Here is a 22,679-nt window from a genome sequence, read left to right as displayed (position 1 = left end):
ATATATACAGTATGGATTGTACTTACTATACTTATTCAATACTAAGGCGCAAATTCCTGTTTTTTATTTTTTATTAAATTGATTCATCACTTCAACAAATGGATGCTTTAAAAAGTATTCACATGCGTCAGCAGCTCGCTTTACACCGTCAACTACATCTGCTACTTCCTCTTCATAAAAATTGGAGAGAACATGATTTACAACACTCATTCCATTACTTGGACGGTCTACGCCGATACGAATTCTTTGAAATTCCTGAGTACCCAAGTGTTGGATTAAAGACTTAATTCCGTTATGACCACCTGCGCTACCTTTCCCACGTAAACGAAGCTTACCCGTTGGAATATCCATTTCATCATAAAGTACTACTAAGTCTTCGATATCAATATCAAAGTAGTCCATAAACGGTCTAACACATTCTCCTGATAAGTTCATATATGTTAATGGTTTAAGTAGAAATACTTTTTCACCATTTATCATTCCTGATCCATAAATACCATTAAATTTTTGCTGATTTAATGGTATTCCATGACGATGTGCTAATTCGTCAATCGCAATAAAACCGATGTTATGTCTCGTTCTTTCATACTCTCTTCCTGGGTTTCCTAACCCTACAAAAAGTTTCATCTTTATACCTCCCTGAAACAAACTGTACTGATATTACGAAAAGACGTAACCACTTCTGGCTACGTCCCTCTTATACTTTCAAACAACATGCAAGATATTAATCAAATAATGTACTTACAGATTGCTCTTCATATACACGAATGATTGCTTCACCAAGTAGGCCAGCAACAGATAATTCAACAAGCTTTCCTGCTTTTTTCTCTTCAGCAAGACAGATTGAATTTGTTACGACTAATTCTTTAATGCAAGAGTTTTCAATACGATCAATTGCCGGTCCAGACAATACAGGGTGTGTACAACAAGCATATACTTCTTTCGCTCCATGCTCTACTAAAGCATTAGCAGCAAGTGTAATCGTACCAGCTGTATCAATGATATCATCGATTAAGATTGCTGTTTTGCCTTCAATGTTACCAATAATATTCATAACTTCAGCAACATTTGGTCTTGGTCGACGCTTGTCAATGATAGCAATAGGCGCTTTAAGACGATCAGCCATTTTACGCGCTCTTGTTACTCCACCATGATCTGGAGAAACGATTACGATATCATCAAGCTGTTTTTTTCTAAAATAGTCAGAAAGGATAGGTACACCTAATAAATGATCAATTGGAATATCGAAGAAACCTTGAATTTGTGGTGCATGTAAATCAAGTGTAATTACTCGAGTTGATCCAGCTGTTTCAAGTAGGTTTGCAACTAATTTAGATGTAATCGGCTCACGTGAACGAGCTTTACGATCTTGACGAGCATAACCATAATATGGAATTACAAGGTTAATTGTTTTTGCAGATGCACGTTTTAACGCATCAATCATAATTAATAATTCCATGATGCTCTCATTTACTGGGAAGCTAGTTGATTGAATGATAAATACATCACAACCACGGATACTTTCCTCTATATTAATTTGCACTTCTCCGTCACTAAAACGAGAAACAGAGCATTTACCAAGCTCTACGCCAATATGTTTTGCGATTTCTTCTGCTAATTTAGGATTCGAATTAAGAGTAAATACTTTTAAATGCTTGTCTGGATAATGATTAGGCATGTTTCGTGTACCCTCCGCTTTTTTTCTTTTTATCTATAATTAATTTTTATAGTATCCTTCTTTGTTCACTTGCCTTGCTCTTGCGATTGCAAGTGAATCTTCTGGAACCTCATCAGTAATTGTTGAGCCAGCCGCAATATATGAACCTTTTTTCACAGTTACAGGTGCAATTAAGTTAGAGTTACAACCAACAAAGACATTATCTTCAATAATTGTTTTAAACTTATTTTTTCCATCGTAATTAACAGTAATTGAACCACAACCAAGATTAACACCTTGGCCAACTTCTGCATCACCAATATAGCTTAAGTGAGACGCTTTACTGCCATTACCAAATGTAACTTTTTTCGTTTCTACGAAGTTACCAATACGAACTTCATTACCTAATGTTGTAGCTGGACGAATATGGGCAAATGGTCCAACTGTTGTTGAGTCACCAATTTTGCTTTCGTGTACAACTGATTGTTTAATACTTGTTTTATTACCGATTTCACTATCGATTATTTCAGTATTTGGTCCAATAACACAATCAGAACCAATTATACTATTTCCATAAATCATTGTGCTAGGATAAATAATTGTGTCTTCACCAATTACTGTATCAGCAGAAATATAAGTACTTGCTGGGTCAATGATTGTAACACCATTTAGCATATGTTTCTTATTAATAACTTTACGCATTAATGTTTCAGCCATTGATAATGCATATCTATCATTTACACCTAATGTTTCATCGAAATTTGGTGTTTTGTATGCTGCTACGATTTGATTTTGTTCTTTTAATATTTCAATAACGTCTGGTAAATAGTATTCACCTTGTGAGTTATCATTATTAACTGCGTTTAATGCTTCGAATAATGCTTTATTGTCAAAGCAATATGTTCCAGTATTAATTTCTTGAACCGTTAACTCTTCAGGAGATGCATCCTTGTGTTCAACAATTTTTTGTACTGATCCATCATTGCTCCTAATTATTCTACCATAACCTGTCGAATCCTCAAGGTGAGCAGTTAAAATGGTAGCTTTTGCCTTTAATCTTTCATGTTCTTCAAAAAGTGCTTGTATTGTTTCTGGTGTAATTAGTGGTGTATCCCCACAAATTACTAAAGTTGTTCCCTCTTTATCCTTTAAAAGTGGCGCCGCTTGAATAACTGCATGAGCAGTTCCTAACTGATCAGCCTGTAGAGCGTATTCACTATTTTCACCTAATTGTGTTTTCACTAATTCAGCACCGTGACCAACTACAGTGACAACATTTTGTACGCCTACTGATTTTACATGATCTACAACATGTTGTACCATTGGTTTACCACATACAGGATGAAGTACTTTATATAATTTTGATTTCATTCTAGTACCTTTACCTGCCGCTAGAACAATCGCATATTTATTTGACATTTTCGTCCTCCATCAATCTATATACATAAATTAAAATGTAATTATTAACATTTTTTAACGATATACATTCATGTTATTATACCATAAAAAAAGAACCCATTATACATTAACGGGTTCTTTTTAGTCATATTTTTAAGAAGCACCTGCTTCTTCAAAGTCTTCTTCTAACTCACCTACACGGTGATATTCAGCTAATACAGAATCTTGTATTTTGCTACGAGTTGAAGAGTTGATCGGATGAGCGATATCACGGAATTCTCCATCTGGAGTACGTTTACTTGGCATCGCTACAAATAAACCGTTATTACCATCAATAACTCGAATATCATGAACGACAAATTCATGATCTAGTGTGATTGATGCGATTGCTCTCATACGACCTTCCGTATTTACGCGGCGTAGTCTTACGTCTGTCACTTCCATCTTGTTCACCACCTTTATCATCTTTAAGCAATACTAGTTAGTTTCAACAGTTATCAAAAATTTCCTTCTTTTTGGAAAATTTTTTATGTAATAAATTTTTAGATTTTTTAAAAATATTTGTTAAATAAGAGGCCTCAAGTAATTTATCGGAATTTTTTATGTAAAATTTAGGAATTTAGAAAAAAATATAAAAAAAAACCTGAAAAAGTTTCAGGTTTTACACAATTGCTATACATTCTATCTCAACAAGCACATCTTTTGGTAATCTTGCTACCTCAACACAGCTTCTTGCAGGCTTATGTTCGTTAAAGTATTCTTCATAAACACCATTGAAATCCGTAAAAGTTGTTAAGTCTTTTAAAAATACAGTTGTTTTTACTACTTTTGATAAATTAGTACCAGCTTCTTCAAGTACCGCCTTTAAATTCGCAAAAACTTGTTTTGTTTGTTCTTCAATTCCGCCTTCAACAATTGTCCCATCAACACGTAATGGAATTTGTCCAGAAGTGTACAATAAACCATTAGCTATCAAAGCTTGTGAATATGGGCCAATAGCCTTTGGGGCATGATCAGTATGAATAATTTGCATGTTCTCTCTTCCCTTCTAATATTATGACAAATAGCTCGATTGCTCGAGTTACTATTCTGATTTCATAAATGATTCTTCAAGGAAATTGCCTTTTTCTACACGTATTAGTTGTTCTCTTTCATTCACTTCTGATAATTTCACAAGTGATATGTAATCTTCAACCAATCTCTCTTCAATATTAACCGCTTCTACTAAAACGCCAATCCCTGCAACATTAGCTTGGAATTCCTTCAATAAATTCTTCATTCCAGTAATTGTGCCGCCAGCTTTCATAAAATCATCAATGATTAATACATTTGAACCAGTTTCAATACTTCGTTTCGCCAAAGTCATCGTTTGAATACGTTTTGTAGAACCTGAAACATAATTGATACTAACCGTTGAACCCTCAGTTACTTTATTGTCATGACGAACAATAACTACAGGGACATTTAAGTAATTAGCAACTGCGTATGCTAAAGGAATACCTTTTGTAGCAACCGTCATAACTAAATCTACTTTTTTGTCACCAAATATTGAAGCAAACATACGGCCAACACTATTTACATAGTTTGGATTACTCAGTATATCTGTCATATAAAGGTATCCACCGGGTAACAATCTGTCTGGGGTTTGAATTAAGCTACAAAGTTCTTCTATTGTCGTATTTACTTCTTGAATACTAATACTAGGAATATATTTAACTCCACCAGCCGCTCCTGGAACCGTCACGAGTGTTCCAATACCTTGCTGTTCAAACGTTTGCTTTATAATACCCAAGTCTTCACTGACAGAAGATTTAGCAGAGGCATATAGTTCAGCAAAAAATGTCAATGATACTAACTGTTGTGGGTGATGTAATAAGTAATGGGTCATACCTACAAGACGAGAGCTTCTTCTAATTTTCATGGAGCACCTCAAATCACGAATATTTTATAAAAATTTTATAATAATATTCGTATTTAATCAAGTTTTTCACGTTCACCTAACATACGAACTGCATAAACCTGGTCACAAAATCCTTTTAATCCATTGTAAACCCGATTCATTCTTGAATCATGTCTAACCAATCCGAATACAGTTGGACCACTACCGCTCATTAGGACTGCATCTGCACCGAACCTTTTCATTTGTTCTTTAATCATTGCGACTTCCGGATGTAATTGTAATGTAACTGATTCTAGTACATTACCTAAAGAATCACAAATTTCGTCATAGTCTTTTTCAGATATAGCTTGAACCATTTTATCTACGTCTGGATGCTTCACATCATCTAGTTTTAACTTTTGATAAACTGTTGCAGTAGACACACCTTGAGCCGGTTTTGCTAAAATCACCCAACACGGTGGTGGTGTATCAATATGTTGGATCTTTTCACCACGTCCAGTTGCAATTGCGGTTCCACCATAAACACAAAAAGATACATCCGATCCGATTTTCGAACCAATTTCGGCTAATTCATCTAGTGAGCAATTGAGATTCCAAAGTTTATTTAATCCTCTTAATACTGCTGCAGCATCTGAGCTTCCTCCTGCTAAACCAGCAGCAACAGGAATGTTTTTTGTAATAAAAATATGAGCTCCTTGCTTAATTCCGAACATCTCTTTCAATATTACCGCTGCCTGGTACGCTAAATTACGTTGATCATCAGGCACATATCGATTATGTGATGTAACAACAATCTTATCTTCTTGAAGTAGCTCTAACTCGATTCGATCAGCTAAATCAATTGTCGTCATAATCATTTTTACATCATGATATCCGTCGTCTCTTTTACCAACAACATCTAATGAAAGGTTTATTTTTGCTGGAGCTTTTACCATTAACTTCATTATTTTCACCTTCTTATGAACACTACTTTTTTGCTATTGTATCATAATTAACTCATAAGAAAAATCTACCATTATGAAAGTACCATTTACCCCTTCTTTTTCTGATACGAAAGGGCACAAAAAACCGAAGCAAATAGCTTCGGTTTTATCGAAGTGAATATTCATTACTGTTGCTTATTTGATAATTGTAACTCAGCTAATTGGATTGCTCTTTTAACCATGTTGCCGGCATCCTTCGCTCGGATGCCTCCCCAGCCTTCTTTTTGAACAACGTCATAGAACCCCAAATCTTTTGCAAGCTCTTCTTTAAACTTCTCTGACATAATTCCTCTTCTTCTTCCCAAAAAAAGCAACCCCCTTTTCAACTTCGACAGGGTTAGTATATGTAAATTTTTTTATTTCATTAGTCATAAAAAGAAAAGAGACAGTAGATAGTCTACTGTCCGTTCGCCATTAGTCCACTTGTATGGTCATCACAGAAAAACAATTCAACTGTTTCTGTTAAAATATCTGCATAACTGAAAGATAAGCGTTCAAATGCGTTCTCTTCTTGATCTAGTTGTACTACAAATATGGATGGATATGTTTCTGCTAATACACCGGATCTTTCTACAGTTTTTCTGCGTCCGCTGTTTGCCTTTAATGTAAGTCGTTGTCCAACATGACTATCTAAAGTATCCTTTATTTCAGATAATTTTTTTGCCATTTCATACCACCTCACTCTGACAAGTATACCATCTTATGTAAAATAAGTCAACAAAACATAAAATTATACCAACGAGACAGGATACATGTCAATAAAAAATTTTCTTCACCACCATATTATTTGTTAGAATCCGTAATTTTATGTATGGAAATAAAAAAAGATTTTCTACAAACGAACTGTTTCGTTTAAGTAGAAAATCCTTCTTATTATTCTTCCATCGATTGAAAAGGTAATCCGGTCCTTAAAATCCCTTTGGTCTCTATACCACCAAGTCCTTTTTCACCTGTGATTGTATTTTGTACGACATCATATACATTTACTCGGTCCATAAAAGAAGTAAAGCTTATTTTCCCTACCACATAAACTGGATCTAAAGCATGAATATTGACCCTTGTTGGGGAACTAGCGAAATTTGCACCTGCTCTTATAATTGCCTCAAAGTGTGACTGACATGCTCCAGCAAAAATGACCAAGTGATCCAATGAAGGAACCTTCTTTCTTGCTTCCTTCACTGCTTCGACAAAAAACTTAGAATGTCGATATGCCTCTATATCTGTCACAAGACCTTTTGCTTTTGTATACGCATCATGACCTGTAATAACCAATATATCAGGACGATAATGATCTAAATAATAACCAATTTTTGAAGGAAGCTCTCTTTCTTTACAATAGATTCCTTCTACAGGTACACCCATTTTGTTGTACATCTCAATACATTTCTTTAAGTAAAGTGGATCTCCATCAATGTGCAGTACTCTTCCAGGTATTTGAAACAAATTTACTTCGGTACGAAATCCATTTGTGGCTTCAAATTTACGTTTCTCTTTTTGCTCTAATGCCTCTCTTTTAAATAACTTATAATTTTCATCTATTTGGACAGACGATCTTCTACCTTTTTCGCGATACTCGGACTCAATGATTACTCGCAGGTCGGATAAAGGCGCATCAGCAATTAAACGAAAATCGTCACCATATAAAATCGCGGTTACTTCATCTCCGTCTTGTTTTATCTCCACTACTCGAAAAAGTAAGTCATATTTATAAGATGCTCGCTCAACGATATCTCCTACATTAATATTCATGCCTTCCCCTCCAAAATGACTTAAATACACCACGAGTTGGCTCTCTTTTTTTAGGGTATGTGTCCACCTAGAAAAGGGTGATAAGTGGTTTTAAAAAGGAATAGAACCTTAAGGAGGGGTGTTATGTGCTTAATCATTACTAACGAACTTAAAAAATAGACGATAGACCTAAAAAAAGACAGTAAACAATGGATTCATTGATTACTGTCCTCTGCTACTACTTATTTTAAACTTTTATATAGGTTATTACTTAACGTTGCAAATTCTTGAATACTTAGTGTTTCGCCTCGTCTTGTCCCTTCAATTCCAGCTTCCTCTAAACAAGCTTCAAGTTTAGATTTGTCCTTTTTCAATAAAGGTAGGTTATTTAATAAATTATTATTTAAAGTCTTTCTTCGCTGCGCAAAACTAGCTCTAACTACTTCAAAGAAGAACGTTTCATCTATAACTTCCGCTGCTGGCTGATCTCTCTTGATTAGTTTAATAACAGCTGAATCTACATTTGGTTGTGGCATGAAAACCGTTCTAGGTACTGTCATGACTGTGGAAGCATGTGTATAGAATTGAATGGCAATCGAAAGTGAGCCATAATCCTTCGTTCCTGGTTTTGCAGAAATTCGATCTGCTACTTCCTTTTGAAGCATACAAACGATCCCTCGAATTGGTAATCCTTCAGTTAATAGCTTCATGATGATTGGCGTTGTTACATAATATGGTAGATTTGCAACCACCATAATATCCTTTTCATTTGGTAAATATTCTTCAATCGCTTTTTCTACATCTGCCTTCAATACATCCTCATTAATGACTTGAATATTATCATACGGAGATAATGTATCTTCTAATATTGGAATTAATCGATTATCAATCTCGAACGCCAATACTTTTTTTGCACGTTTCGCAATTTGCTCTGTCAGTGCCCCTATTCCAGGACCAATTTCAATTGCACAACTTTCTTCTGTTAAGTCTGCATAACTTACAATGTTCTCAAGTATATTTGTATCAATTAAGAAGTTTTGACCGTAATTTTTTTTAAAGAAAAAATCGTACTTAGCCAATATTTCTTTCGTACGACTAGGTGTTGCAATATCCTTCATCACTTTTCCTCCATTAAAACTTTTTTTACTGCTTGTCCAAATTCTTCTTTTGAGATTTGAAACATTTGCAGTCTTTTCTCTAATTGCTTGCCATTTGTATAGCCAATATTCAAGAGCTTTCCTAGCTTATCCCGTCTTTCGCTCGATTTTGGATGTCCAATAAAACCTGCATCTACTAAATCTTCCTTCGTTATGTCAGAGACCACTTCAACAAATTCTTGCTTTACATGGAGCAATGCATTTCGAATTGACTCACGCGTCGCATGTTCAATTCCTAATCCTTTTTTACCGGAACGAACTGCTTCTTCTTTTGATAAGAACGCATGCTTGCAACCAGGTATATTTTCTTTAATAATTGAACGGATTCGTTGTCCTGGATAATCAGGATCTGTAAATACGATAACGCCTCTCGTTTCTTGTGCATGTTTGATCAGTTTTAATGTTTCTTTATTGATAGCCGAGCCACTTGTTTCAATTGTATCAGCGTCTACAGCTCTCTTTATTGCCGCTGTATCATCTTTACCTTCGACAACAATGATTTCTTTAATCTTCATTTGTTCCTCCATACAGTTCAAGTATATGTAATCATACCATAAGGAAAAGAAAACTTCATATCATGTTAAATTTAGTATAAAAAAAAGCAGAAGGACTTATCCTTCTACTTTTCTAATCATCAATATTTATTTTAAAAATGATTGTTGATTTCCACTCTAGTAATCGAACATCCATAGTTTTCATCAAATTATTTAATAATTGTTTTATTTACCTAGAAACCCTACTAAAAAAGCCTTAAAACCAGACTATTAATAGGGAACCTATTTTAATCATAATCAATCAAGGATACGAATTTTAACAGTACGACGACCGAAATCAAAACACTCGTCTTTCGTAGGCATTAAAATATCAATTCGACGTCCGTCAATTGCACCACCAGTATCTCCAGCAATAGCAACGCCATAGCCTTCAACCCATACTTTTGATCCTAATGGAATAACATCAGGGTCAACTGCAATTAACTTGGTATTTGGATTTTTACGGATATTAATCCCAGTAGCCGTAATACCACTCATACCAGCGTCATAAGGAGAATATGCTGTAGCTTCTACATACATTTCTTTTACCTTACCTTTTACTTTTGGTGCACTAGACTTTACCAATGCACTAGAAGCTGGTACAGATTTTGTACCTACAGCTACTACTCGGTCAACGGGTTCTTTCAAAATTTCTTCATCGATAATCGTTTTAGAAACTACCTTACCATTTTCTTTAATGATTTCGAAGTTTCGTTTTACAAGACCTTTAACACCTTCAGTAATAACTGCTGATTCATCTTTAAACATTGAAGAATCATTTTTCTCTTTTTCTTTATAATCTACTTCCTCTTCAACTACATCGTTGACCTTTTCAACGCGTATTACTCTAACTGTATCGTTTTGTTCAACCGTTTCATCAATCGCTGGTTCAACTCGATCATATTCATTTAAAGTAATGTTTTGTTTATCTAAAAAGTCAGCGACAGTAGTCGAAGTTGAAAATACTTTTTTCGGTTTTCCACCATCATTAAGTACTAAAGGAAAAGCTTTTTCATAAGTAATTTCTTCATTTTCTTCTAATGGTGTTGTTAATGCAGGCATGATTACATCGTCCTGATTTACTTTAATTTTTTCTTCGCTTAATAATTCTTGGACAGTTTGAGCAGTTGTCATAATCACTTTTTCTTGCCCATTAATCGTAAGCTTTACAGGTTTTGCATGTTGGATAATGATATCCATATCATCTGTTATTTTTGAATTAGCAGATGGATACATTTCATCCTGGTTTGTGATTGTTACATTTTGTTCTTTTAATAATTCAGCCACAGTATTTGCATGTGTTTGAATAACCTGTTCTTTCCCGTCTACCTCAAGAGTTACCTGTTCTTTAAGTCCCTCATATGCTCCTGTACCTACTGATCCAGTGAAAACTAAAGCTCCTGCAAGTTGTACTGCTAGTTTTTTACTACTCCCAAGTCTAGAAAGTAACCTATTCGCGTCTATCACGATTTTACTCCTCCTTTACTATGAGAAAAAAGATTGACTAGCTCCAAACCTATTAACTAGCTTCTACTCTACTGAATGTATGTTTACTAGATTTAGAAGTAGAAGAGTTTTTTTTCGACAAATCCTTCAACTCTTCATACGTGAACTGTGACGAATGGTATCTATTCGTTAAAGTTCATAACATCATTTGTTAATCTGAAAAACTTTACACGCATTTTCAAACGTTCTCTTTTGAACTTCTTCAACTGGAATGTCTTTTAAACGCGCAATTTCTTCAGCAACAAGTGATACATAGCTAGGTTCGTTTCTTTTTCCTCTAAACGGGTGTGGGGTTAAGTATGGACAGTCCGTTTCGATTAATAAATTTTCTAACGGAATCTCAGTCGCTACTTCTTTTGGTTTTTTTGCATTTTTAAATGTAACAGGTCCTCCTAATGAAATATAGAAGTTCATATTGATACATTCTTTTGCAGTCTCCACACTACCGCCGAAGCAGTGCATTATGCCGCCTACTTCTGATGCATTTTCTTCTTTTAATATTGTAACAATATCTTCAGTTGCGTCTCGATTGTGTATTACAATGGGTAATTTCAGTTCTTTCGCTAGTCGAATTTGTTTACGAAAGACTTCTTGTTGAATTTCCTTAGGTGACTTATCCCAGTAATAATCCAAACCTGTTTCACCTATTGCTACTACTTTTGGATGTTTAGATAACTCTTTAATCCATTCAAAATCTTCTTCAGTTGCATCAATAGCATCAACAGGATGCCAGCCAATAGCTGCGTAAAGAAAATCGTATTCCTCTACCAACTCCATAGCCTTTGTAATTGTTGGTCTATCAAAGCCAACAACTACTTGATGAACAACTCCAGCTTCAAGAGATCGTTTAATTACTTCCTCAAGGTCTTCCTTGTATTGATCTGCATTTAAATGTACATGTGTATCGAAAAGCATTTTATATCTCCTTCGCTTATGAAATTTAGTCTAACATGCAATAAAATTTCTTACCTAACGCACAGTTAACAATTCCGTTACAAAAAGAAATGTCTTAAATTAACGATTTTCTAATGATTTTTTAATAGGTCTTTTAAGCTAATCCTATGAAATAGAAGGACTTTTCTAGTGCGCTATTCAAAATAAGACAATCTTTTTAATTTCATGATTGTAATCTATCTGTAACATTTTCCTCATATAATGACACATTCTAACAATCTGGCTACTGAATGATTCCAAAAACCTACAAAATATTGGATTATTCTAATTAACATAAATTTTTAGGCATAATTCTACATAGAATAACAATTATTTCAGGAAAATAACTCAATAAGAAAAAGTGTTCCATGTATAGTTTTACACGAAACACTTTTCTTAGTAACACTATTTAATAATCGTACCGTTTGGTAGAGATTGATCAATTGTTGCAAGAGAAAGCTTTCCTTCTATACTGCCTGCTAGGATCATACCTTCAGATAATTCTCCTCTTAACTTAGCTGGTTTTAAATTCGTTACACAGATAACTTTTCTACCAACTAAATCTGCTGGCTCATAGTGTTCCGCTATTCCTGAGATGACTTGTCTTGATTCATTTCCTAAATCTAATTGAAGTTTTAGAAGTTTTTTTGCACCTTTTACAGCACTTGCTTCTTTTACTTCTGCAACTTTTAATTGTACTTTAAAGAAATCATCAATTGTAATTTCAGGAGTAGTATCTTCAACTTCTACTTTTTCCTCTACAGGTTTTACAGTACCTTGCATTTGTTCCTTAATATAAGCAACCTCTGGCTCAGTTTCTAAACGAGGGAATATTGGCTCTGCTTTTTGTACCTTTATCCCTTCATTAATTGCACCAAACTCGCTTAGACTTTCCCAAGTTAAGATACTTTCATTAGTTAAACCTAATTGAGCAAATATCTTCGCTGGAGTCTGTGTTAAAAATGGTTTTAATAGAATACCCACTTGGCGTAATGATTCTGCTAAGTGTGCCATAACAGAAGCTAATTCTTCATTTCTACTTTCATCTTTAGCAAGTACCCATGGTTGTGTCTCATCAATATATTTATTCGTACGGCTAACATATTGCCAAATATGAGTTAATGCAACTGAAAACTCCATATTCTCCATTGCTTCTTCTACTGATGTTTTTGTATTTTTAGCAACTTGTTGAAGATTTTCATCAAACTCAGTAACTGTCCCTTTCACTGAAGGGATGTTTCCATCAAAATATTTTTCAATCATTGCAATTGTACGATTTAATAAATTACCTAAGTCGTTTGCTAGATCAAAATTAACACGATCAACAAAACCTTCAGGCGTAAATATTCCATCTGAACCAAATGGTACTTCACGTAATAAATAGTAACGTAGCGCATCTAATCCATAACGATCTATTAAAGTAACTGGATCGACAACATTTCCTTTTGATTTACTCATTTTACCGTCTTTCATTAATAACCAGCCGTGCGCAAAAACTTTCTTTGGTAATGGTAAATCTAATGCCATTAACATAATTGGCCAATAAATAGTATGGAAACGTACAATTTCTTTACCTACTAAATGTACATTTGCCGGCCAATATTTTTTATATAGTTCTTCGTTGTCAGTCCCATAACCTAGTGCTGTAATATAATTAGATAAAGCGTCAATCCAAACATAAATAACATGCTTTGCATTTCCTGGAACTTTTACACCCCAATCGAATGAAGTTCTAGAAACTGCTAAGTCTTCTAAGCCTGGCTTAATAAAGTTATTAATCATTTCATTTTTGCGTGATTCTGGTTGTATAAACTCTGGATTTTCTTCATAGTATTTTAACAGTCTGTCGGCATATTTGCTCATCTTAAAGAAATAAGACTCTTCTTTAACTAGCTCAACAGGATGACCGCTGTCAGGACTTTTTCCACCAACTACATTCCCGTCAGCGTCATGAATTGGATCAACAAGCTGCGTTTCTGTGTAATATGTTTCATCTGGTACCGAATACCAACCCTCATATTCATCTAAATAGATATCACCTTGATCAAGTAATTGTTTAAAAATTTTCTCAACAATATCCTTATGTCTCGTTTCTGTTGTACGGATAAAATCATCATAAGAGATGTCTAACTTCTTCCAAAGATCCTTAATCCCAACAACTATATCATCTAAGTATTTTTGAGGTGAGACGTTTAACTCTTCAGCTTTACGTTGAATTTTTTGACCATGCTCATCCGTCCCCGTTAAATAAAATACATCAAATCCTTGCAGTCTTTTGTATCTAGCCATTGCATCCCCAGCAACAGTTGTATATGCATGACCTATATGTAATTTTCCACTCGGATAATAAATCGGAGTAGTAATATAAAAAGTCTTTTTACTCATTCCTAAATCTCCTCCTTCAATAAATTCTAAATATTGACACTAAATTATTCGCATGATTTTGCATTTCATTATAAAATGAAAATTGAGTTGTCTGCATATTCCATCTTTTCGCATAATCATACTTATTTTTCTAAGTTAAATTTTACACAATAGTAACATCTATTTCTATTATTTCTCATAAATATACATATTTTTTATGCATCACTATTCGATTTAGACATATTTAATCATTATGTAACCATAAGTACTAAATTTCCTTATACCGTTACATTTTTTGATATATTACATTTAATATTATTTTAGGAGGGCTAATCATGAAATCAACAGGCATTGTTCGAAAAGTAGACGAATTAGGGCGTGTAGTCATACCAATCGAACTACGTAGAACACTTAACATCACAGAAAGAGATACTCTTGAAATATTTGTAGAAGAGGATCGTATTGTCCTAAAAAAATACCAACCAAATATGACTTGCTTGATGACTGGAGAAATCTCTAATCACAATCTTGAAATAGCAGAAGGTAAAATTGTACTAAGTAAAAAAGGTGCAGAATTACTGAAATTTGAAATTGAACAGTTTTTATCTGACATAAAAAATTAACTTTGAAGAGGCTGCCTGATTTAATTGCATTCTCCTCTACAAATCAATCATCTTACATGATTCATTCGTATAAATGATAAGAGAATTTACATTTAAATTAAGACAGCCTAACTTCATTTTACGCAAATATTATAAACCATGGTATTCCGCATAAACATCTCTTTTATGTAAAGCACGATCCTTCGCAACTAGCTTAATTGCTTCCTTGCTTGATTCGCCCTTTTCATTAATATACCAATCAACATGTTCATTTATGGACAGAGCTTCCCACCAAGATTCCCCATGATGATTAGCAACTTCCTCTTCAGAAGCACCCTCCAATACGATGACAAATTCACCACGTATTTCTTCATTAACCGCCCAATCAATTGCATCACTTACAGAGCCACGTAAAAACTCCTCGAACTTTTTAGTTAACTCTCTACACAATACAATTTTTCGATTACCTAAAACTTCAGATATAGATTGTAATGTTTCCTTCAATCTGTGTGGTGATTCATAGAGTAACACTGTACTGCGTTGTCCTTTTAATAACTCTAGGTGTTTTTTTTTGTCCTTTTTTTGACGAGGTAAAAAGCCTATGTATAAAAACGAATCAGTCGGTAGCCCCGAAGATATTAATGAAGTTAATGCAGCATTCGCACCTGGTAAAGGCACTACTGAAATTCCTTCTTCTAAACAAAGATTCACTAGCTCATAGCCAGGGTCTGATATACAAGGCATACCAGCATCGCTAACTAACCCTACTTTCATGCCTTTTTTTAAATCTTCGACGATTTTTGTACCAACCTTTTCTTTATTATGTTCATGGTAACTAATTAATGGTGTAGTTATTTCAAAGTGGTTGCAAAGCTTTTTAGAATTTCGAGTATCCTCAGCAGCTATGTAATTTACTTCCTTTAAGATACGAATTGCCCTAAAAGTCATATCTTCTAGATTCCCAATAGGCGTTGGTATTAAATATAAGCATCCTATTTCTTCATTTAAAAAGCTCTTTTGGCTTTTTATCATTGTTCTTTTCCTTCTCTCATATATCGTTCTTTATTCATCCTTGATAATTGTTTAAAAGCATATTCTGCTTGCAATGCTTCTCTTTTCGTTTTGTATTCTTCCTGATAAATACACTTTACTGGAACTCTACCTCGAGTATATTTAGCACCTTTTCCTTCATTGTGCTGCCTAAGTCGACGATCTATATCTGTTGTATACCCTGCGTATAATGTTGAATCACTACATTCTAATACGTATAAAAAATGCTTACTGTTGTCCATATAACATTTCCTTCATATTTGCAGTGTACTCATTATTTTCTTCGTATACATAAACTGGTGGCAAAATCTTTAAGTCTGCTTTTCCACCTTTAATCCCTTCAATGAGTAAAGTATTTGCTTCCTTCCCCATTTTTGGGTAAACAAATTGAACTCTTTTTGGCTCAATTCCATGATTTCTCATTGTCGTAACAATATCTAACAGGCGGCCTGGTCGATGAACCATAGCAAGCTTCCCACCATGTTTTAATAAAAGTTTACTAGCGTAAATTACTTCTTCTAGATTCGTTTTAATTTCATGTCTTGCAATTGCATAATGCTCATTTGTATTTTGTTCAGATGTTGGTACATCTTGAAAATATGGTGGATTACATGTAACAACGTCTACAAATTCCCTACCAATTAGGTTTGGCGCATTTTTCAAATCATCATGTATCATCTTAATTTTTTGCTCTAATTTGTTATATTCAATACTTCTCATCGCCATATCATATAATCGTTCTTGAATTTCCACGCCAATTATATTTGCATGAGACCTTCTATGTAACATTAATGGTATAACGCCGTTTCCTGAACACAAATCGACAATTGTACCTTTTTGAATTGGAACGTATGTAAAATTTGATAAAAGTACAGCGTCTAACGAAAATGAAAAAACGGAAGGACTTTGGATAATCCTCAAATCATCTTTTAATAAATAATCTAGTCGTTCGTCACCTTTAAGCATGTTTAATTCCTTTCAAAAATCACACAAAAGTTTATTTTTATATGATTTCCTTAATTTAAATAAATAAGTAGAAAACAATAAAAAAGAGGCTATTCCATGTGAAATTTCGTCAAATCACCATAGTAATCTTTCTTATGTCTAAATAAGAAATGTACATTATATATGGTAATCCTTCGCTTCTACTGGAATAGCCTACTATTACTTTTTGTCAAAGAAAGATAAACAAAACAGACAGTCCTCATCGTGACGTACACTCCCATAATGAAGATTACATATATGAAAGCCTTCTTGGTAAAGTCTTGCTAAATTATCGTAGCCTTCACCGACATCTTTGTCTTTTTGTACTTTTTTCTTCTTTGAGTCTTTTACTTGTTCTTCTTTTTCCACACGTTGATCTAAACCTAAGCGATGACGCAAATGGTCATTCTCGATTTTAGTGTAGTGGTTTTCTTCTAGAAGCTCAGCAATATACTGTTTTAACTCACTAAGCTGTTTTGATAAATCTTGAATTTGTTCTTCCATATTGGATAGAGATAAGAATATATTCTTCTTGTCCAATCTTACCACCTCTTAATCTGTGGTTTGTATTGAAACGACTCCCTCGTGAATTAAATCATCCAGGGTATACTCCACAACGCGTTCTTTTTTAATCAATTCTACTTGAATAACTCGTTCTAAGATGTTTAATCCTACTACTTTTCCAGGGCCTTCTAAAGTTTCAATGATATCTTCTAAATCTGGTAGCTGTTCTTTAGCTGCCTCATACTCATCATTTTCATACTTCAAGCAGCACATTAACCTACCGCATAGTCCTGAAATTTTTGCCGGGTTAAGAGATAGATTTTGGTCTTTAGCCATCTTAATAGAAACTGGCTCAAAGTCGCCTAAAAACGTAGAACAACATAGCATTCTTCCACATGGGCCAATTCCGCCAAGCATTTTAGCTTCATCACGAACACCAATTTGTCTTAATTCAATTCGCGTACGGAATACAGCTGCTAAATCCTTTACTAACTCTCTAAAGTCTATTCTACCATCTGCTGTAAAATAAAAGATGACTTTATTTCGGTCAAACGTATATTCTACATCAACTAGTTTCATATCTAGTTCATGTTGCATAACTTTGCTAGAACAAACCTCATAAGCTTCTTTAGCTGATTGTTTATTCTCTTCAACTATCATACGATCATGTTCATCTGCTAATCGCATAACTTTTTTTAATGGAAGGACTACGTCATTTTCTCCGACCTTTTTATTTGAAACAACTACTTTTCCAAATTCAATCCCTCTCACCGTTTCAACGATGACAAAAGTATCTTTAGGGATTGCTAATCCATTTGGGTCGAAATAATAGATTTTACCTGCTTTTTTAAACCGTACCCCAACTACTTCGTACACAACCTACAATCCCTCCTGTAGCTCTATAATCATTTGCTCTAAAACTAACACCATATTTGCATTAGATGTTAATCGTTTTTTAGCATCAAGAATTTTTTCTAAACAAGTAGTAATCTTTTCTAATGAATAGCGATTTAATGCTTGTGTCATTAATGCTTCTTCAGAGCGAAAAACTATATTATTATCTTGTTCAGCATATATATATAACATGTCTTTAAAGGCTAATACAAGCATATCAAGCATTAATTGTACTTGTTCTTTCGTATCAAAATGTTTAGAAACATTTTGTTGTATAATTAAAAGACTATCTTTTTTAGTTGTTACTAATGCTTCATATAATTCTATCACTAAAGCTCTTGCTTGTGCAAACCATTCTTCTTGTGCGATTTCAACAGCAACTTGTTCACTATTGGTGATTCTTGCTAGTAAAGGGATTAACGCAGGTTGTAAATCTTTTTGATGTAAATGTTCTTCAAAATATCTCACCGGTAGTGGATTAAAGTGTATCGATTGGCATCGTGACTGGATAGTTGGTAAGATTTGTTGTACCTGTTCTGTTAGTAAAAATGCCGTTGTAATAGAAACCGGTTCTTCTAAAAATTTCAATAAAGAGTTAGCTGCATTAGTGGTCATTTTGTCAGCATGATCGATTATATAAATTTTTCGATTCGATTCGACAGCCGTTTTTGCAAACTCTTCTTGAAGTTGTTGAATTTGATGCTTCTTTATAGAAGTTTCTTCTGGTTCGATTATATAAACGTTTGGATGATTACCTGAATCAACACGCTTGCAATTTCTACAGTTACCACATGGATTTGCATCTATTACATTTTCACATAATAATACTTTTGTATAATACAAAGCAAGTTCTCTTTTCCCAGTTCCTCTTGGGCCCTCGAATAAATAAGCGTGAGCCACTCTGTCTTTTAATACTGCATTCTTCAACATTTTAGTGGCAACTGGTTGTCGCTCGCTTAACTCCTCCCAAGACGTCTTCATCTTTACACCTACTCATGTATATAAATTAATTAATAGTCCCTTTATTTCACCAATTGTATTCAATAAATGGATACTATCACTTTCGTTCTTCATCATATCGTTCGTTAATTCAATCAATTTCTCATCGATTAATTTTACAATTTGTAGCGAAGACATAGAACCTCCTGCACCCCAGCTAATTTGCTCAGATACTTCCATGCCATAATCTACTGATTCTTTTAAGAAACGTTTTACTAATTGTTTAAAACGAGCCAAATCTCGTAAATTTTTTCCTTTTGCTAAACGTTCTCCTTGAACCTCAATCTCACCAATTAAACGATTCAATTGCTCTATCTGAAGCTTTGATTCATTCTTTTTAACTAAAGTATGAAAATTAGCAGAATTAGATTGAATTTGTTTTAAATCTTTTCTTTCATTATTTAATTTTGCTACTAAGTTTTGATCGATTTTCACTAAAGAACCTCCATTAAGTACAAAACTTACTTATACTCTATTATACCAGTTCAATAAATTTATGTTCATGTAATGATTTAACAAATTTATTTATTTTTAATGACCAATTTTTTCTAAAACCGCTTGTAAAGTCGCTTCATAAACTTCTTCAATTGATCTAGAAGCATCAATTACTTTGAAACGGTTTGGTTCTCTTTTTATGATTTCATAATACCCACTTTGTACTTTCAAATGAAAATCTAGTTCTTCTAGATCTAATCTATTTATTTCTCGTTCATCTGCTTGATGTACTCTTTGTAAACCTATTTTCGGGTCTAAGTCGAAGTAGATTGTTAAGTGTGGCATTAATCCATTAATTGCAAATTCATTTATCTGATATATTTCATCGATACCAATTCCTCGACCGACACCTTGATATGCAAGAGAGCTATCAATAAATCGGTCACAAAGTACAATCCTTCCTTCTTCTAAAGCAGGTAAGACCTTTTCTGCTAAATGTTGTCTACGAGCAGCTGCATATAAGAGAGCCTCAGTCCGTATATCCATCTCTGTATTTTCTGGGTCTAAAATAATATTTCTTATATTTTCCGCGATACGGATTCCGCCTGGCTCACGTGTAGAAATAAAATTTAATCCTATTTTGTGAAACTCTTCTGTAACCATATTTATAATCGTCGTTTTCCCAGCACCTTCAGGACCTTCAAACGTAATAAATAAAGATTCCAACCTATTTCCCCCTATATATAAACTTCAATTTGTAATTCTTCTTTTTCGATTAAATTATGAATCGTTAAGCCATACTGATGAATTTCTACAATATATTCAATATGCTCTTTTGTAATAGTTTCACCTTGTAATAAGACAGGAACACCAGGCGGGTATGGGACAATATTCTCTGCAGATATTTTACCTGTTGCTTCTATTAAATTAATAACTGTTTTTTTCATTCTTTTTAAAGAGGCATAACTATGTGACACAGCACTATTAATATTTGGTACTGATGTAGGGTAATATTTTTGATCAATCCTTGTTAATCTTTCGGAAGCATTTTTGATGCGTTTAAAATGCTCTTCAAATTTCCATTTCTCATCTAATGGTAAGATCAATAGAACATGGGCCCAGTCTGACAGTTCAACATATATGTCCTCCTCCTCAAAAACAGCTTGAAGTTGTTTTCCAGTATGACCTTCTGTACTCTTTAAAATCAGTTTTAACAAATCTTGCTTGTATAATAAGTTCTTCGTTTCTACTATTTGTAAAGCTGGTAACTCATGAATCAAATTCATAAAGGAATGAATTTGATTCTTTAATTCAATAACCTTATCGCTTCCAAAACTCTCTACAAAGCTTCTGGAATAATCAAGTGATGCCATGATTGGATATGAGGGACTACTGCTCTGTAGCATTCTAAGCATTTCCTTAATTTTATCAGAACAAATAATTGATGATTTAATATGTAAATATGACCCCATTGTCATTGCAGGAAGTGTTTTATGTGCCGATTGAATGACAATATCAGCCCCCATAGACAATGCATCTCTAGGAAATGGCTCACCTATCGTAAAGTGAGCACCATGTGCTTCATCAATCATAACGGGTATATCCAAAGTATGAGCTAAATTAATTAATCCATCTAAATCCTGAGACATCCCATAATAATTTGGATTGGTTAAAATGACAGCTTTCGCATTTGGGTATTTTTTTATGATTTCATTTGATTGGTCTATATTTACACCTAGTGGTTGGCCCAACTCTTGATCAATATCTAAAGGTAAAAAAATGGGTTTTGCCCCCGCAAGAGATAGACCATGAAAAATTGATTTATGGCAATTTCGTTGAACGATTACTTCATCATTTTCAGCACATAATGCTAATATTGATGCTAAATTTCCTACTGTGGATCCATTGACTAAAAAGTAGCTTTCATCAGATCCGTAAGCAGTTGAAAGAAGTTCTTCTGCCTCTTTAATCACTTCAGTAGGATAATGCAAATCATCTAAGCCATTTAATTCAGTTACATCAAATTGTAATAAATTGGGCATCCCTAATTCTTGTATAAATGAATGTTTCCCATTTTTATGTCCCGGGACATGAAAGGAAATAGGTTCCTTTTTTACAAATTGTTGTAGCGCATTCACAAGTGGCATTTCTTTCATCTTTAACGCTTCCTTTATACGATTCAGTAACATATATTTTTAATTACTAAATATAAATTTTCATAAACTTTAGAATGACAAATAATTTTTAAATTTATCTTTATTACTTAATTATTTTATCGTAATTTATTTAACCATTTCTTTCCAAATAAAAAACCGATTTACTATACTTGTACTCTCCAATTCTTGAAGTAAGATCTAATCGATAAGATCGCTTCTCCAGTAATAACATATGGTAGAGGTACCTTGTATTTTGTAATCGGTCCTTCATCTTGTATTCTTATTTTAACTTACTACTCCTGCTTAGACTACTATTAATCGTTAACCTTACTTGTTAACTGAAACATTTACATTTTAACTCCATTTACAACTCTTTTAGTTAACAATCTCTTCTATTCTTGTATTGATACTTTTTAATTTTTCAACGAACGTATTATACGTTGGAGCATTTGTTTCTGTCGTAACAATCTCTTTTTCACATTCGTCACAAATAAAAGCGTGAATGACCTGAATACCATTTTCTTTTTTCTCTTCACATATTACACACTTTAAAATTGTACTCACCCTTATTCCTCCTTAAAAAGTTTTTTCCGAAATAGTCATATTGATTAAACAATTTTGTCTATTACTTAGTTTTGCAAATTTAAAACTTTTTATACAATTAGAGGCCCATTTTGCAGTAATATATGATAATTCTTTTGAATTGGTGCTTTTTTATATGAATGTTCTTTACCCAACTTTGATAAAAAGGCATCATTTACAATATTTATGCCGATTAACACAAAAAAACATCAGCCTAATAGCTGATGTTTTTCATTTACCAGGCGACGTTCTACTCTCACAGGGGGAAACCCCCAACTACCATCGACGCTGAAGAGCTTAACTGCCGTGTTCGG

Annotated in this window: 26 protein-coding genes and 1 rRNA gene; 1 reads left to right on the top strand and 26 read right to left on the bottom strand. The window is 33.8% G+C overall.

Features of this window, described 5'->3' with window-relative positions; translation table 11 throughout:
* Positions 1-63: 63 nt before the first annotated feature.
* From pth to metG, 15 genes are all read right to left on the bottom strand, one after another.
* Positions 64-627 (bottom strand): aminoacyl-tRNA hydrolase, encoded by a 564-nt coding sequence (gene pth / locus CAB05_RS21100; protein WP_088004037.1) that lies wholly within the window; start codon positions 625-627, stop codon positions 64-66.
* A 97-nt stretch (positions 628-724) separates the two neighbouring features.
* A complete protein-coding gene (locus CAB05_RS21095) occupies positions 725-1,678 on the bottom strand; it encodes a ribose-phosphate diphosphokinase (RefSeq protein ID WP_088004035.1) in 954 nt (317 codons plus the stop codon).
* A gap of 39 nt (positions 1,679-1,717) precedes the next feature.
* On the bottom strand, positions 1,718-3,076 hold the full coding sequence (glmU, locus tag CAB05_RS21090) for a bifunctional UDP-N-acetylglucosamine diphosphorylase/glucosamine-1-phosphate N-acetyltransferase GlmU (RefSeq protein WP_088004033.1): 1,359 nt from the start codon (positions 3,074-3,076) through the stop codon (positions 1,718-1,720).
* Between the two features lie 132 nt (positions 3,077-3,208).
* Positions 3,209-3,499, bottom strand: a complete 291-nt coding sequence (spoVG, locus tag CAB05_RS21085) for a septation regulator SpoVG (protein ID WP_056474486.1) — start codon at positions 3,497-3,499, stop codon at positions 3,209-3,211.
* Positions 3,500-3,716: 217 nt separating this feature from the next.
* Entirely contained in the window at positions 3,717-4,088 is a 372-nt protein-coding gene (locus CAB05_RS21080; RefSeq protein ID WP_088004030.1) for a RidA family protein, read from the bottom strand.
* A 51-nt stretch (positions 4,089-4,139) separates the two neighbouring features.
* Positions 4,140-4,976, bottom strand: coding sequence for a pur operon repressor (gene purR, locus CAB05_RS21075; protein ID WP_088004028.1), 837 nt, complete (start codon positions 4,974-4,976; stop codon positions 4,140-4,142).
* 53 nt (positions 4,977-5,029) lie between these two features.
* The gene (ispE, locus tag CAB05_RS21070; RefSeq protein WP_088004026.1) at positions 5,030-5,899 is read right to left on the bottom strand and encodes a 4-(cytidine 5'-diphospho)-2-C-methyl-D-erythritol kinase; all 870 of its coding nucleotides are present in this window, start codon (positions 5,897-5,899) and stop codon (positions 5,030-5,032) included.
* Positions 5,900-6,063: 164 nt separating this feature from the next.
* Positions 6,064-6,243, bottom strand: coding sequence for a small, acid-soluble spore protein, alpha/beta type (locus CAB05_RS21065; protein ID WP_088004024.1), 180 nt, complete (start codon positions 6,241-6,243; stop codon positions 6,064-6,066).
* Between the two features lie 92 nt (positions 6,244-6,335).
* Entirely contained in the window at positions 6,336-6,605 is a 270-nt protein-coding gene (veg, locus tag CAB05_RS21060) for a biofilm formation stimulator Veg (RefSeq protein ID WP_069033953.1), read from the bottom strand.
* Between the two features lie 206 nt (positions 6,606-6,811).
* Positions 6,812-7,687, bottom strand: coding sequence for a sporulation peptidase YabG (gene yabG, locus CAB05_RS21055; RefSeq protein ID WP_088004022.1), 876 nt, complete (start codon positions 7,685-7,687; stop codon positions 6,812-6,814).
* A 221-nt stretch (positions 7,688-7,908) separates the two neighbouring features.
* Positions 7,909-8,784, bottom strand: a complete 876-nt coding sequence (gene rsmA / locus CAB05_RS21050) for a 16S rRNA (adenine(1518)-N(6)/adenine(1519)-N(6))-dimethyltransferase RsmA (protein ID WP_088004019.1) — start codon at positions 8,782-8,784, stop codon at positions 7,909-7,911.
* The gene (gene rnmV, locus CAB05_RS21045; protein WP_088004017.1) at positions 8,784-9,338 is read right to left on the bottom strand and encodes a ribonuclease M5; all 555 of its coding nucleotides are present in this window, start codon (positions 9,336-9,338) and stop codon (positions 8,784-8,786) included. Before rnmV ends, rsmA begins: the two co-directional genes overlap by 1 nt.
* Positions 9,339-9,614: 276 nt before the next feature.
* Entirely contained in the window at positions 9,615-10,823 is a 1,209-nt protein-coding gene (locus CAB05_RS21040; protein ID WP_088004015.1) for a resuscitation-promoting factor, read from the bottom strand.
* Positions 10,824-11,006: 183 nt separating this feature from the next.
* Positions 11,007-11,777, bottom strand: a complete 771-nt coding sequence (locus CAB05_RS21035; protein ID WP_088004013.1) for a TatD family hydrolase — start codon at positions 11,775-11,777, stop codon at positions 11,007-11,009.
* Positions 11,778-12,200: 423 nt separating this feature from the next.
* Complete coding sequence (gene metG, locus CAB05_RS21030; protein WP_088004011.1) at positions 12,201-14,180, bottom strand: methionine--tRNA ligase; 1,980 nt, start codon at positions 14,178-14,180, stop codon at positions 12,201-12,203.
* Positions 14,181-14,494: 314 nt separating this feature from the next.
* On the opposite strand from metG, the gene CAB05_RS21025 reads away from it, so the two are divergent.
* Entirely contained in the window at positions 14,495-14,782 is a 288-nt protein-coding gene (locus CAB05_RS21025) for an AbrB/MazE/SpoVT family DNA-binding domain-containing protein (RefSeq protein ID WP_088004009.1), read from the top strand.
* A 129-nt stretch (positions 14,783-14,911) separates the two neighbouring features.
* On the opposite strand, the gene rsmI is transcribed toward CAB05_RS21025, so the two are convergent.
* The 11 genes from rsmI to rrf form a co-directional block, all read right to left on the bottom strand.
* Entirely contained in the window at positions 14,912-15,790 is an 879-nt protein-coding gene (gene rsmI / locus CAB05_RS21020; RefSeq protein ID WP_088004105.1) for a 16S rRNA (cytidine(1402)-2'-O)-methyltransferase, read from the bottom strand.
* The gene (locus CAB05_RS21015; protein ID WP_088004006.1) at positions 15,790-16,053 is read right to left on the bottom strand and encodes a GIY-YIG nuclease family protein; all 264 of its coding nucleotides are present in this window, start codon (positions 16,051-16,053) and stop codon (positions 15,790-15,792) included. The genes rsmI and CAB05_RS21015 overlap by 1 nt, the downstream gene beginning before the upstream one ends.
* Positions 16,040-16,777: a tRNA1(Val) (adenine(37)-N6)-methyltransferase gene (locus tag CAB05_RS21010; RefSeq protein ID WP_088004004.1), complete on the bottom strand. Its 738-nt coding sequence runs from the start codon at positions 16,775-16,777 to the stop codon at positions 16,040-16,042. The genes CAB05_RS21015 and CAB05_RS21010 overlap by 14 nt, the downstream gene beginning before the upstream one ends.
* Positions 16,778-16,975: 198 nt before the next feature.
* Positions 16,976-17,335, bottom strand: a complete 360-nt coding sequence (gene yabA, locus CAB05_RS21005; RefSeq protein ID WP_142283146.1) for a DNA replication initiation control protein YabA — start codon at positions 17,333-17,335, stop codon at positions 16,976-16,978.
* 12 nt (positions 17,336-17,347) lie between these two features.
* The gene (locus CAB05_RS21000) at positions 17,348-18,175 is read right to left on the bottom strand and encodes a PSP1 domain-containing protein (RefSeq protein WP_088004002.1); all 828 of its coding nucleotides are present in this window, start codon (positions 18,173-18,175) and stop codon (positions 17,348-17,350) included.
* A gap of 3 nt (positions 18,176-18,178) precedes the next feature.
* Positions 18,179-19,174: a DNA polymerase III subunit delta' gene (gene holB / locus CAB05_RS20995; protein WP_088004000.1), complete on the bottom strand. Its 996-nt coding sequence runs from the start codon at positions 19,172-19,174 to the stop codon at positions 18,179-18,181.
* Between the two features lie 12 nt (positions 19,175-19,186).
* The gene (locus CAB05_RS20990) at positions 19,187-19,627 is read right to left on the bottom strand and encodes a YaaR family protein (RefSeq protein ID WP_088003998.1); all 441 of its coding nucleotides are present in this window, start codon (positions 19,625-19,627) and stop codon (positions 19,187-19,189) included.
* Between the two features lie 96 nt (positions 19,628-19,723).
* Complete coding sequence (gene tmk, locus CAB05_RS20985; protein ID WP_088003996.1) at positions 19,724-20,353, bottom strand: dTMP kinase; 630 nt, start codon at positions 20,351-20,353, stop codon at positions 19,724-19,726.
* Positions 20,354-20,364: 11 nt separating this feature from the next.
* On the bottom strand, positions 20,365-21,783 hold the full coding sequence (locus CAB05_RS20980) for an aminotransferase class I/II-fold pyridoxal phosphate-dependent enzyme (RefSeq protein WP_088003994.1): 1,419 nt from the start codon (positions 21,781-21,783) through the stop codon (positions 20,365-20,367).
* A 375-nt stretch (positions 21,784-22,158) separates the two neighbouring features.
* Positions 22,159-22,347, bottom strand: coding sequence for a sigma factor G inhibitor Gin (locus CAB05_RS20975; RefSeq protein ID WP_088003991.1), 189 nt, complete (start codon positions 22,345-22,347; stop codon positions 22,159-22,161).
* A 255-nt stretch (positions 22,348-22,602) separates the two neighbouring features.
* Positions 22,603-22,679 (bottom strand): 5S ribosomal RNA (gene rrf / locus CAB05_RS22780); the annotation flags it as partial.

It is taken from the genome of Gottfriedia solisilvae (genome assembly GCF_002128405.1).
Taxonomy (GTDB): Bacteria; Bacillota; Bacilli; order Bacillales; family Bacillaceae_G; genus Gottfriedia; species Gottfriedia solisilvae.
The sequence above is the reverse complement of the archived record's forward strand: the minus strand, read 5'-3'. Positions and strand labels throughout refer to the sequence as shown.